Genomic DNA, 12,194 nt, shown 5'->3' on the forward strand with positions numbered 1-12,194 from the left:
CCCCCCACCCCGGAGTTCCGCTGGCTGATGGCCTCCGATGTGTGCAAGCACTGCACCCACGCCGGATGCCTGGATGTCTGCCCGACTGGCGCGCTGTTCCGCACCGAATTCGGCACCGTCGTCGTGCAGGACGACGTGTGCAACGGATGCGGAACCTGCGTGGCCGGCTGCCCGTTCGGGGTCGTCGAGCGCCGCAGCGACGGCACCTACACCACGCCCGCAAAGCGTTCCGAACGGCCGGGGCACGACTTCGTCACCGGCGTCGCGCAGAAATGCACCCTCTGCTACGACCGGCTCGTCGAAGACCAGACACCGGCGTGCGCCCAGACCTGCCCGACCACGTCGATCAAGTTCGGCGACCACGACGACCTCGTCGCACAAGCCCGGGAGCGCGTCGCGCAGTTGCACGAGCAAGGGCTCACCGAGGCCCGCCTCTACGGCGCCAACGAAAACGACGGCGTCGGCGGTATCGGGTCGGTTTTCCTGCTGCTCGACGAGCCGGAAGTGTACGGCCTGCCGCCCGACCCGCGGGTATGCACGGCAGACCTGATGACCATGTTCAAACGGGCCGGCGTCGCCGCGGCCGGCATGGTCGGCGCGGCCGCATTGGCGTTCTGGAGCAACCGATGAGCACTTCGGAGTTCGACAGCCTGCGACCGCCCGAGCCGGCCGGCGGTAAGCGGCGGCGCCGTGGCAAAGGAGGCCGCCGTCGGGACGAGTCGATGATGGTGCCCGAGGCCGAATTCACCTCGTATTACGGGCGGCCGGTGGTGAAACCGGCACCGTGGGGCCACGAAGTGGGGGCGTATTTGTTCCTGGGCGGCGTGGCCGGTGGGTCGGGCCTGCTGGCCGCCGGGGCCCAGCTCACCGGGCGACCGACCCTCCGGCGCAACGCACGGCTGTCCGCGCTCGCCGCGGTGGCACTTGGTGCGATCGCACTGGTCAAGGATCTGGGCCGACCGGAGCGGTTCGTCAACATGCTGCGCACCATCAAGCTGACCTCGCCGATGAGCCTGGGTTCGTGGATCCTCAGTTTTTTCAGCGCAGGCATCGGTGTCGCGTCGGTGGCCGAGGTCGACCGGCTGACCGGCGAACGGCTGCCGCTGGGGCCGCTGCGGCCAGTGCTGCGTGCGGTAGAGGGGCCGGCTGGGTTGGAAGCGGCGCTGTTCGCGGCGCCGCTGGCGGTCTACACCGCGGTGCTGCTGTCCGATACCGCGACCCCGACCTGGAACGCCGCGTATCGAGACCTGCCGTTCGTGTTTGTCAGTTCGGCGAGTCTGGCCGCATCGGGACTGGCCATGATCACCACCCCGGTCGCTGAGGCCGCGCCCGCCCGCAGGCTGGCCGTCATCGCAGCAGTCGCTGATCTGATCTCCGCCAGAGTCACCGAGCATCGGATGGACCCGGTCACCGCCGAACCGCTGCACCAGGGCACACCCGGCCGGATGCTGGAATGGAGTGAACGGCTGGCCGCCGCGGGGGGTGTGGGTGCGTTGCTCGGCGGGGGACACCGGGGTGTTGCGGCCCTGTCCGGTTTGACGCTGCTGACGGCGTCGGCGCTGCTGAGATTCGGTTTCTTCGAGGCCGGCAAAGAGTCGGCTCGCGATCCCCGCTACACGATCGAGCCACAGAAGCGCCGGCTAGCCGCGCGCCGGGCGGCGGGTGTCACCGACGACTCGATAACCACCGGGCGTTGATCAAGCGCTATCGGCGTGGGCCCTATGCGCGCGGAATCGGGCATGTCGGGCCACCACCCTCACATTCGGCGCGACTCAGCGCACTTGGATGCCGCCGCCCGCGACGGTGTGCCCGATCACGGGGTAACCCGGTACTTCGCCGACCACCAGCAGCCCGCCGGAGGTCTGCGCGTCGGCCAGTAGCAGCAGATCCTCGTCGGAGACGTCCGGGCCTCGGGTGAGGTGGGGACGCACCCAGTCGAGATTGCGGCGGGTCCCGCCGGAGACGAAACCGTCTTTGAGCGCCTGACGGGCGGCCTCGATTACCGGCACCGCGGCCCGATCGACGACGGCGCCGACCTTGGACGCCCGGCACATCTTGTGCAGGTGGCCAAGCAACCCGAAGCCGGTGACGTCGGTGGCTGCGCGCACCCCGGCGTCGGTGGCGGCCGCCGCGGCGTCCCGGTTGAGGCGGGTCATGGTGTCGACGGCCTCATCGAAGATTTCGCCGGTCTGCTTGTGCCGGTTGTTCAGCAATCCGGTGCCCAGCGGTTTGGTCAGGGTCAGCGGCAGGTCGGGTGCGGCGGCGTCGTTGCGGAGCAGCTTTTGCGGGTCCGCGACCCCGGTCACTGCCATGCCGTACTTCGGTTCCGGGTCGTCGATGGAGTGGCCGCCGATCACCGGGCAATCCGCCTCCGAAGCCACCGCCAGCCCCCCGCGCAGCACCTCGGTCATCAGCTCCAGGGGCAGCGTCTCACGCGGCCAGCCGACCAGGTTGATCGCGATCACCGGGCGCCCGCCCATCGCGTAGATGTCGGACAGCGCGTTGGCGGCAGCAATCCGGCCCCAGTCGTAGGCGTCGTCGACGACCGGCGTGAAGAAGTCCGCGGTGGACAGAATCGCTACATCACCGACAAGGACCGCCGCGGCGTCGTCACCATCGTCGAGGCCCACCAGCACGTTTTCACCCGATTGGCCGGTAAGCCCGCGCACCGCCTCCTCGAGCTCGCCGGGTGGGATTTTGCAGGCGCAGCCGCCGCCGTGCGCGTAGCCGGTGAGCCGGGTCATGGCCCGAGCGTACGAGCCGCGCCTGCGAACGTGAAACCAGCTGCACGCTCGACGCCGACTGTGAAGCCAGCTTCACGCTCGACGCTCACGCTCGACGCCTTACGCCGACTGTGAAGCTAGCTTCACGCTCGACGCTGACTGTGAAGCCAGCTTCGCGCTCGACGCCCGACGCCGACTGTGAAGCCAGCTTCACGCTCGACGCCGACTGTGAAGCCAGCTTCACGCTCGACGCCGACTGTGAAGCCAGCTTCACGCTCGACGCTCACGCTCGGCCGGGGAGGGGCGCCCGGCGGACCCGGGCTACGTTTACCGGTGGAGGCGTTTGGGTTCCTGGTGGTCCCCCCGGTCTTCAAAACCGGTGAGATCGAGCATCTCGGTCTGGCGGGTTCGATTCCCGTCCGCCTCCGCGAATTGCCTAGCCAGGAAGCAGTGAACGTCGATGACGCAGGTCGACCCACGCCGATTGATCCCGCGGACGGATCAGTTGCTGTCCCTACCGTCTGTGCAGCGGGAACGAAACCGGCTGGGCGACAACGTGGTCCGAGCGATAGTGAGTACCGTCCAGAGTCAGGCTCGACGCGGCGAGTTGGCGCCGGACCAGGTGCGGGGCGCGCTCGAAGCGGCGCTGACCGAACGCACCACCACCTCGTTGCGGCCGGTTTTGAACGCCACCGGCGTGGTCGTGCACACCAACCTGGGACGTGCTCCGCTGGCGGTCGGCGCGGTCGAGGCCCTCGAGACGGCCAGCGGCTACGTCGACGTCGAAATCGACCTTGATACCGGCGTCCGCTCCAAGCGCGGGGTCGCCGTCCGCCGGGCGCTGCTCGACGCGTGTCCGCCGGCCGAGGACGCCTTGGTCGTCAACAACGGCGCCGCCGCACTGGTACTGGCCACCACCGCACTGGCCGCCGGCGCCGAAGCGATCGTGAGCCGCGGCGAGCTGATCGAGATCGGCGCGGGATTCCGCCTGCCTGACCTGATCGCCTCCACCGGTGCCAGGTTGCGCGAAGTCGGCACCACCAACCGCACCCACCTCGACGACTACGCGAACGCGATCGGTCCGGACACCGGCTGCCTGCTCAAGGTGCATCAGAGCAATTTCCGGGTGCAGGGATTCACCGCGTCCGTGCCGCTCACCGAGTTGAGCGAGTTGGTCGCCGACAAAGCAATCCCGCTGATCGCCGACCTGGGCAGCGGCCTGTTGGCGCCCGAACCGCTGCTGCCCGATGAGCCGGACGCCGCCACCGCCTTATCCGAGGGCGCCGACATCGTCACGGCCAGTGGCGACAAGCTGCTCGGCGGCCCGCAGGCCGGCATCGTCCTCGGCCGCGCGGACGTGGTGTCCAGGCTGGCCCGGCACCCGCTGGCACGGGCGGTTCGGGCCGACAAACTCACGCTGGCCGCGCTGGAGGCAACCGTGAACGCAGGCGCGTCTCCGGTTACCGCTGCACTGCGCGCGGACGGCAGGCTGTTGCGGGCACGTGCGGAAAGACTCGCCGCCGCCGTGGGCGCGACCGTGGTGCCGCATGACGGCCGCGTCGGTGGTGGGGGAGCGCCCGGTGTTCCCTTGCCGGGCTGGGCGGTCCGGTTACCGGAGTCGACGGCCGGCGCGCTGCGCACCGGCACCCCCGCGGTGCTGCCCCGTGTGCATGAGGGCGCCTGCCTACTGGACCTGCGCTGTATCCCCGAGGCCGACGACGACCGGCTTCTCGGGGCAGTGCGGGCGGCGTTGGGCGCCGGCTCCTGAGCACGCACGTCGTCGCGACTGCCGGCCACGTCGACCACGGCAAGAGCACCCTCATTCACGCTCTGACCGGGATGGAGCCGGATCGGTGGGAAGAGGAACGCCGCCGCGGCCTGACCATCGACCTCGGATTCGCCTGGACCACTCTGGCGTCGGGCACCCAGGTCGCCTTCGTCGACGTGCCCGGCCACCATCGTTTTCTCGCCAACACGTTGGCCGGGCTCGGTCCGGCGCCAGTCGTCTGCTTCGTCGTCGCCGCCGACGAAGGTTGGCAGGCGCAATCCAGCGACCACCGCGATGCCGTTGCCGCCCTGGGCATTCGGCATGGTCTCATCGTGATCACCCGTGCCGACCTGGCCCCGCACCGGGGAGCCGAAGTGCTCGCGCAGGCCCGCGCGGAACTTGCGGCGACGGGCTTGCACGGCGCACCGGGGGTGGTCGTGTCCGCGGTCGACGGCACCGGGTTGGCCGAACTGCGCACCACCCTGGACGACGTCCTCGCCCGAATTCCCGAACCCGACACCGGCGCCCGGGTGAGGCTCTGGGTCGACCGGTCCTTCACCATCACCGGCGCCGGCACGGTGGTGACCGGCACCCTGTCGGCAGGCACGCTGGCCGGTGGTGACCGGCTGGATCTACTCGGCGCCGCGCGCACCCGATCGGTCGCGTTGCGCGGTCTGCAGAGTTGCGGGCTGCCCCGTTCGTCGGTGGGACCGGTGGCCCGGGTGGCGCTCAACCTGCGCGGCATCGCGCGCGATGTCGTCCGGCGTGGCGACGCGCTGGTCACCCCCGACGCGTGGCCGAGTACCCGCCTGCTCGATGTGCGCCGCGCGGCGGGCGGTCCGCTGACCGAGATGCCCGCGCAGCTGGTCGTTCATGTCGGCACTGCGGCGGTCCCCGCGCGGCTGCGACCTTTCGACGACGACCACGCCCGGCTCACCCTGCACCGGAAGTTGCCGCTGGTGCTCGGCGACCGGTTGGTGTTGCGCGACCCCGGCAACGTCCGGGTGTTGGGCGGGGCCCAGGTGCTGGATGCCGAACCGCCCGCGTTGCGCAGGCGCGGCGACGGTGCCCGCCGGGCCGCGGTGCTGGGCGCGACGGACGTCGGTGGTGATGCTGTGCTGGAGGTGGCGCGCCGAGGTGCGATGCGTTCCAGCCACCTGCGTCGGCTCGGATTGTTGGCCGACACCGTCCCCGCCGAGATTCTGGTGTTCGACGGGTGGTGGGTGCACGTTGCGGCGCATCAGGCGTGGCAGCACCGGCTGCGTACCGCGGTCGATGCGTTGCACGCGCGAGACCCATTGGCCGAAGGGCTGTCTCGGGGTGCGGCAGCCGACCTGCTGGGTCTGCCGGACGAGTCGCTGCTCGACATCGTGGCACGCGATGCCGGGCTGGAACGGCGCGGCGGCCACTTCCGGATAGCTGGTGCCCGAACCGACCTCGGTCAGGCCGAGGCGGCGGTAACCGAGCTGGAAAGTCGCTTGCGCGTGGATCCGTTTGGGGCACCGGAGGCTTACGAGCTGCAAGGCCTGCGCCTGGGTAACCGGGAGCTGGCCGCCGCCGAACGCCTCGGCCGAATGCTGCGGTTGCGCGACGGCGTCGTGCTGCTACCGGACGCGCCCGCCCGGGCGATGCGCTTGCTGGCTCAGCTGGATCAGCCCTTCACCACAAGCCAGGCACGGCAGGCGCTGCATACCACCCGACGGGTGGTTATCCCGCTGCTGGAATACCTCGACTCGCGTGGTTGGACCCGTCGACTCGATGCGGGTCACCGTGAGGTGGTGCGGTAGCAGGTTAGGCTGCACGCATGGCGCTCGAAGCGCGTGCAGCCGCTGCGCACGACCCGCAGCGCGCGAAAGGATTTGCCCGCCAAGAGCGAGTGCTCATCATGACCACTCGTATCAGCGCGGTGATCGGCCTGTTCTTCACCTGTGCGTCGATCTTCATCGGACATGGTGGATTGTTGACCGTCACCCTGAGTGTGGTCAGTACCGTGGTCTACCTTGCGATTCCGTTGTTATATCGCTTCGGCCAACTGGTCCCGCCGATCGCCTTCACCGTCGCGGCCTACGTGTTGATCACCGCCGTCAGCATTCACGTTGGAACGGGATCAGGGCTGCAGTTCTACTATCTGGTCGGCGCGTCGATTGTCGTGCTGGTGCTGGGGATCGACCACCTGGCGTTGGCATCGGTGTTGGCCGCCGCGGGGGCCGCCCTGACTATCGCGCTGCAAGTGCTGGTCCCGGAAAAAACTGGGGTACAACCGGATTGGGCTTACGACTTCGGATTCGTCCTGTCGATCGTCTCGGCCTGGTTCATGGTCGTAGCGACCGTCTGGTACGCGCTGCGCGAAATCACCCGTGCCGAAAGGACTATCGAGGCCGAATACCATCGGTCCGAGGCGCTCCTGACCAACATTCTGCCGGCTTCCATCGCCCAGCGGTTAAAGGCCCGGTCCGACGCGGTGATCGCCGACAAGTACGACGACGCGTCGGTGCTGTTCGCTGATATCGCTGGTTTCACCCGACGTGCCAGCAATATTCCCGCGACCGAAGTGGTTGGGTTTCTCGACGGGTTTTACACCCGGTTGGACGCACTCGTCGACCGGCACGGTTTGGAGAAGATCAAGACCACCGGTGACTCATACATGGTCGTCAGTGGTGTGCCGGAGCCGCGGCCAGACCACCTCGAGGCGCTCGCACACCTGGCGTTGGAAATAGTGGATGCTGTTGCTGGGCTTAAGGACTCACGCGGCCGGGAGGTGCCGCTGCGGATCGGCCTAGCGGCCGGACCGGTGGTGGCCGGGGTAGTCGGAGCGCGGAAGTTCTTCTATGACGTGTGGGGCGACGCGGTAAATGTTGCATCGCGAATGGAATCCACCGGTGTCGAAGGCAGAATCCAGGTTCCACAGGACGTCTACGAACGGCTTCGGCATGCCTTTGTGTTCGAGGACCGCGGTGACATCGAGGTAAAAGGAAAAGGTTTGATGCACACCTGGCACCTCGTCGGCATACGCGGAGGTTAGATGCCTGCGGCGTCGGCGATTTCGCGGGCTCTGTGCACCCGTGCATCGATCCAGCTGGTATCCGGGGTGCCGGCCGAAGCCTTGTTCTGCGGCTGGTCCAGGGCGCGGCGCAGCACGCCTTCGGCGATGATTGCCAACTTCCAGAGCCCGAACGCATGCCAGTATTGCAGTGCGGCCGAATCACGGCCGGTGGCTTCCAGGTACAGCCGCGTCATCTCGGCGCGATCGGGAAACCCTTCCAGGGTCGACGGCGCATAGTCGCCGGGCTGAGCTTCGCCCGGTTCGGCCCAGTAGGTGAGCAACGAACCCATGTCCGCCAGCGGGTCACCCAGCGTGGACAGTTCCCAGTCCAGCGTCGCTACGATCGCTCCGGTCTCGGGTGAAGTAATCAGGTTACGCAGATGAAAGTCCCCGTGTACCAAGCTGATTTCGCGTTGTTCAGGTGCGGCGGCAACCAGGCGGCGGGTGAGGTCGTCGAGTTCCGGCAACTCCCGCATCTTGGATAATTCCCACTGTCCGGTCCAGCGCTTGAGTTGTCGCTGCGCATAAGGCTTATGACTGGCCAGGTCGGCCAGCCCCACCTCGCCGAGGTCGACGGCGTGAATCCGGGCCAGGGTGCGCGGGAGGTCCACCGCGATCTGACGACGGTGCTGCGGGGTCAGCGCTTCGGCAACGCTCATCGTATCGACCACCAGGCCGTCAACGAACTGCATCAGGACCAACGGCACCTCAGAGAATTCTGAATCCGTCGTGGTTCCTAGGATTTGGGGGACCGGGACATCGGTCTCCTGCAGTGCTGCGATGATCCGGGCCTCCCGCAGCACGTCGTGTGCCGAAGCCAGCAGATGACCCAGCGGCGGACGGCGCAACACCCACGCCCGCCCGGCACCGTCCTCGACGCGATAAGTCAGGTTGGATTGGCCGAGGCCGATCCGCCGGAAACCCAAGGGTGGCTCGAACTCGATGCCCAACTCGGTGAGCCAGCGGGCGATCGCGTCGGGGTCCAGGCCGACGACAGTCACTTGGGACCACCCTCGCGGTACTTGCGCAACTCCTGGCTGGCGATGGCTCGCTTGTGTACCTCGTCGGGTCCGTCGGCCAGGCGAAGGGTGCGCAGGTGAGCCCATGCCATCGCCAGCGGAAAGTCGTCGGTGACTCCGCCGCCGCCGTGTACCTGGATGGCGCGGTCGATGATCTTCAGGGCGATGTTGGGCGCGGCGACCTTGATTGCCGCGATCTCGGTGCGGGCCTGTTTGTTGCCCACCGTGTCCATCAGGTAAGCGGCTTTCATGGTGAGCAGCCGAATCATCTCGATCTCGATGCGGGCCTCGGCGATCCAGTCCCGAACGTTGGCGTTCTCGCTGATCGGCTTGCCGAAAGTGACGCGCGACTGGGCTCGCTTACACATCAGCTCCAAGGCACGCTCGGCCATACCGATCGCCCGCATGCAGTGGTGGATACGGCCCGGGCCGAGTCGGGCCTGGCTGATCGCAAACCCCTCACCCTCGCCCTTGAGCACATCCTTGGTCGGCACCCGCACGTCCTCGAAGTCGATTTCAGCGTGCCCCTCGCGATCCTGATAGCCGAAGACGGATAGGTTGCGCCGGACCGTGACGCCAGGTGCGTCGATGGGCACCACCATCATCGATTGCTGCCGATGCGGTGCCGCGTTCGGATCAGTCTTGCCCATCACGATTAGCACCTTGCAGTTTCGGTGCATTCCGTTGGAGGCGAACCACTTCCGGCCGTTGAGCACATATTCGTCTCCGTCCCGCACCATCGACATCTCGACATTCGTCGCATCGGAACTGGCGACCGCGGGTTCGGTCATCGCGAAGGCCGAGCGGATCTTTCCGTCCAGCAGGGGCTTGAGGTAGCGCTCCTTGTGCTCGTCGCTGCCGAAAAGCGTGAAGACCTCCATGTTGCCGGTATCGGGGGCACTGCAGTTGCATGCCTCGGAGGCAAGATGGCTGCGGCCCATGATCTCGGCGAGGGGTGCGTATTCGAGGTTGGTCAGGCCGGGTCCCCACTCGGCGTGCGGATGAAAAAGATTCCACAGACCCCTTTTTCGCGCCTCAGCCTTGAGTTCCTCGAGGATCGGCGGATGGAAGTGCGGGTCCCCGTCGGCGCGCATCTGCTCGTCGTAGACGGCCTCGGCGGGGTAGACATGCGAATCCATGAATCCGCTCAGATCGGACTGGTACTGCTGGGCGCGCTCGGAAATAGCGAAGAGGGACATACCAAGAGTCTGGCTTACTGAACCGGTCACGCCGGGCTCGGTAGCCGCAGATGCTGCTTGGCGGCAAGCTCCTCGTCGTCGATTCGAACCAGGCTAAGCCGCGAGCAGACGCAGAATCGCACTGCAGCGTGTCGTCTTGTGCGATTCTGCGTCTGCTCGCGGTGTACGGAGTGTTACTCCCGGATGTCGTCCAGGGCGTCGTTGAGCGTCTTGCTCGGCCGCATCACGGCCGCGGTCTTCTCCGCGTCCGGGTAGTAGTAGCCGCCGATGTCGACCTCCTCACCCTGCGCTTTGTTCAGTTCGGAGACAATCTTCTCTTCGTTCTTGCCTAACGTGTCGGCGAGGCTGCCGAAATGCTTCTTCAGTTCCTTGTCGTCGTCCTGGCCGGCGAGTTCCTGCGCCCAGTACAGCGCGAGGTAGAACTGGCTGCCCCGGTTGTCCAGCTCACCGGTCTTGCGGGACGGGCCCTTGTCGTTCTCCAGCAGTTTGCCGATCGCGGAATCCAGGGTCTTGCCCAGGATCTTGGCCCGCTCGTTGCCGGTCTTGATCCCGATGTCCTCGAAACAGGCGCCCAAAGCCAGGAACTCGCCGAGGGAATCCCAGCGCAGGTGATTCTCCTCCACCAATTGATGGACGTGCTTTGGAGCCGAACCGCCCGCGCCGGTTTCATACAGTCCACCGCCCTTCATCAACGGAACGATGGACAGCATCTTGGCGCTGGTTCCGAGTTCCAGGATCGGGAACAGGTCGGTGAGGTAGTCGCGCAGGATGTTGCCGGTCGCGGCGATGGTGTCCAGCCCGCGGATCAGCCGTTCGAGCGTGTAACGCATGGACCGAACCTGCGACATGATCTGGATGTCCAGGCCTTCGGTGTCGTGATCCTTCAGGTACGTCTGGACCTTCTTGATCAGTTCGTTCTCGTGCGGCCGGTACGGGTCGAGCCAGAACAGCACCGGCATCCCGGAGTTCCGTGCGCGGTTGACGGCCAACTTCACCCAGTCGCGGATCGGTTCATCCCGCACGATGGGCATCCGCCAGATGTCGCCTTCCTCCACGTTCTGGGTGAGCAGCACTTCACCGGTCTCCAGGTCGATGATGTCGGCGACGCCGTCCTCGGAGATTTCGAACGTCTTGTCGTGCGAGCCGTACTCTTCGGCCTGCTGGGCCATCAGACCCACGTTGGGTACGGTGCCCATCGTCGTCGGGTCGAACTGGCCGTTCGTCTTGCAGAAGTTGATGATCTCCTGGTAGATCCGGGAAAAAGTGGACTCTGGGTTGACCGCCTTGGTGTCCTTCTGCCGCCCGTCGGCGCCGTACATCTTGCCGCCGGCGCGAATCATCGCAGGCATGGAGGCGTCGACGATCACGTCGCTGGGCGAATGGAAGTTGGAAATCCCCTTGGCGGAATCGACCATCGCCAATTCGGGGCGGTGCTCGTGGCAGGCGTGTAGATCCCGAATGATCTCGTCGTGCTGTGAGGCGGGCAGCGACTTGATCTTGTCGTAGAGATCGACCAAGCCGTTGTTGACGTTGACGCCCAACTCGTCGAAGAGTTTCCCGTGCTTGTCGAAAGCGTCTTTGTAGAAGACCTTGACCGCGTGCCCGAAGACGATCGGGTGCGAAACCTTCATCATGGTCGCCTTGACGTGCAGGGAGAACATCACGCCGGTCTTGTGCGCGTCCTCCATCTGCTCCTCGTAGAACTCGAGCAGAGCTTTCTTACTCATGAACATGCTGTCGATGACGTCGCCCTCCAGCAGCGACACCTTGGGCTTGAGTTCAAGGGTCTCGCCGCTCTTGGTCGTCAACACCATCTTCACGTTGCGGGCGCGGTCCAGCGTCATCGACTTCTCCCCGTGGTAGAAGTCGCCGCGCTTCATGGTCGCGACGTGGGTGCGGGAAGCCATCGACCACTCACCCATGGTGTGTGGATGTTTGCGGGCGTATTCCTTGACCGCCTGGGGGGCGCGACGGTCGGAGTTCCCTTCGCGCAGGACCGGGTTCACCGCGCTGCCCAGGACGTTGGCGTAGCGCTGACGGATCTTCTTTTCCTCGTCCGTCTTGGGGTTGCCCGGGAAGTCCGGAATCTTGTAGCCCTTGCCCTGCAACTCTTTGATGGCCGCGACCAACTGCGGCACCGAGGCGCTGATGTTGGGCAGTTTGATGATGTTGGTGTCCGGGTCCTGGGTCAGCTTGCCCAGTTCGGCCAGGTTGTCGGGGACGCGCTGATCTTCGTCCAACTCGTCGGGGAACAAGGCGAGAATGCGAGCGGCCACGGAGATGTCGCTGGTTTTGATCTTGATGCCCGCGGGCTCGGCGAAGGCACGCACAATCGGAAGGAAGGCGTAGGTCGCCAGCATTGGCGCCTCGTCGGTCAGCGTGTAAATGATGGTCGGCTGTTCGGCGCTCATACGTATTCTCCCGGCGTCAGTGTCGGTCAGA

The 12,194-nt window shown here is 66.3% G+C and carries 9 protein-coding genes and 1 tRNA gene; 6 read left to right on the top strand and 4 right to left on the bottom strand.

The genetic code is table 11. From position 1 onward, the window contains the following. Together A5636_RS22890 and nrfD are read left to right on the top strand one after the other, a co-directional pair. A partial coding sequence (locus tag A5636_RS22890) for a 4Fe-4S dicluster domain-containing protein (protein ID WP_065160925.1) occupies nt 1-630 on the top strand: 630 nt, incomplete at its 5' end. Then, nucleotides 627-1,697 carry an NrfD/PsrC family molybdoenzyme membrane anchor subunit gene (nrfD, locus tag A5636_RS22895; protein ID WP_065160926.1) on the top strand — a complete coding sequence of 357 codons (1,071 nt, stop codon included), beginning with the start codon at nt 627-629 and terminating at the stop codon, nt 1,695-1,697. The genes A5636_RS22890 and nrfD, both read left to right, overlap by 4 nt. A gap of 75 nt (nt 1,698-1,772) precedes the next feature. Here the strand turns inward: nrfD and selD are convergent, their stop codons facing one another. Continuing rightward, nucleotides 1,773-2,744, bottom strand: coding sequence for a selenide, water dikinase SelD (selD, locus tag A5636_RS22900; protein WP_065160927.1), 972 nt, complete (start codon nt 2,742-2,744; stop codon nt 1,773-1,775). A gap of 314 nt (nt 2,745-3,058) precedes the next feature. Here selD and A5636_RS22905 point away from each other — a divergent pair. From A5636_RS22905 to A5636_RS22920, 4 genes are all read left to right on the top strand, one after another. Continuing rightward, nucleotides 3,059-3,151: transfer RNA gene (locus tag A5636_RS22905), tRNA-Sec, on the top strand. A 32-nt stretch (nt 3,152-3,183) separates the two neighbouring features. Continuing rightward, nucleotides 3,184-4,491 carry an L-seryl-tRNA(Sec) selenium transferase gene (selA, locus tag A5636_RS22910; protein ID WP_065160928.1) on the top strand — a complete coding sequence of 436 codons (1,308 nt, stop codon included), beginning with the start codon at nt 3,184-3,186 and terminating at the stop codon, nt 4,489-4,491. Next, nucleotides 4,488-6,278, top strand: a complete 1,791-nt coding sequence (gene selB, locus A5636_RS22915; protein ID WP_065160929.1) for a selenocysteine-specific translation elongation factor — start codon at nt 4,488-4,490, stop codon at nt 6,276-6,278. The genes selA and selB overlap by 4 nt, the downstream gene beginning before the upstream one ends. Before the next feature lie 17 nt (nt 6,279-6,295). Continuing rightward, complete coding sequence (locus A5636_RS22920; protein ID WP_081287948.1) at nt 6,296-7,513, top strand: adenylate/guanylate cyclase domain-containing protein; 1,218 nt, start codon at nt 6,296-6,298, stop codon at nt 7,511-7,513. Here the strand turns inward: A5636_RS22920 and A5636_RS22925 are convergent. The 3 genes from A5636_RS22925 to A5636_RS22935 form a co-directional block, all read right to left on the bottom strand. Next, the gene (locus tag A5636_RS22925; protein WP_065160930.1) at nt 7,510-8,535 is read right to left on the bottom strand and encodes a phosphotransferase family protein; all 1,026 of its coding nucleotides are present in this window, start codon (nt 8,533-8,535) and stop codon (nt 7,510-7,512) included. The two genes, A5636_RS22920 and A5636_RS22925, sit on opposite strands and share 4 nt — an antisense overlap. Then, nucleotides 8,532-9,752 carry an acyl-CoA dehydrogenase family protein gene (locus tag A5636_RS22930; RefSeq protein WP_065160931.1) on the bottom strand — a complete coding sequence of 407 codons (1,221 nt, stop codon included), beginning with the start codon at nt 9,750-9,752 and terminating at the stop codon, nt 8,532-8,534. Before A5636_RS22930 ends, A5636_RS22925 begins: the two co-directional genes overlap by 4 nt. Nucleotides 9,753-9,925: 173 nt before the next feature. After that, complete coding sequence (locus A5636_RS22935) at nt 9,926-12,163, bottom strand: NADP-dependent isocitrate dehydrogenase (RefSeq protein ID WP_065160932.1); 2,238 nt, start codon at nt 12,161-12,163, stop codon at nt 9,926-9,928. Nucleotides 12,164-12,194 lie beyond the last annotated feature (31 nt).

Source organism: Mycobacterium asiaticum (assembly GCF_001673315.1).
GTDB lineage: Bacteria > Actinomycetota > Actinomycetes > Mycobacteriales > Mycobacteriaceae > Mycobacterium > Mycobacterium asiaticum_B.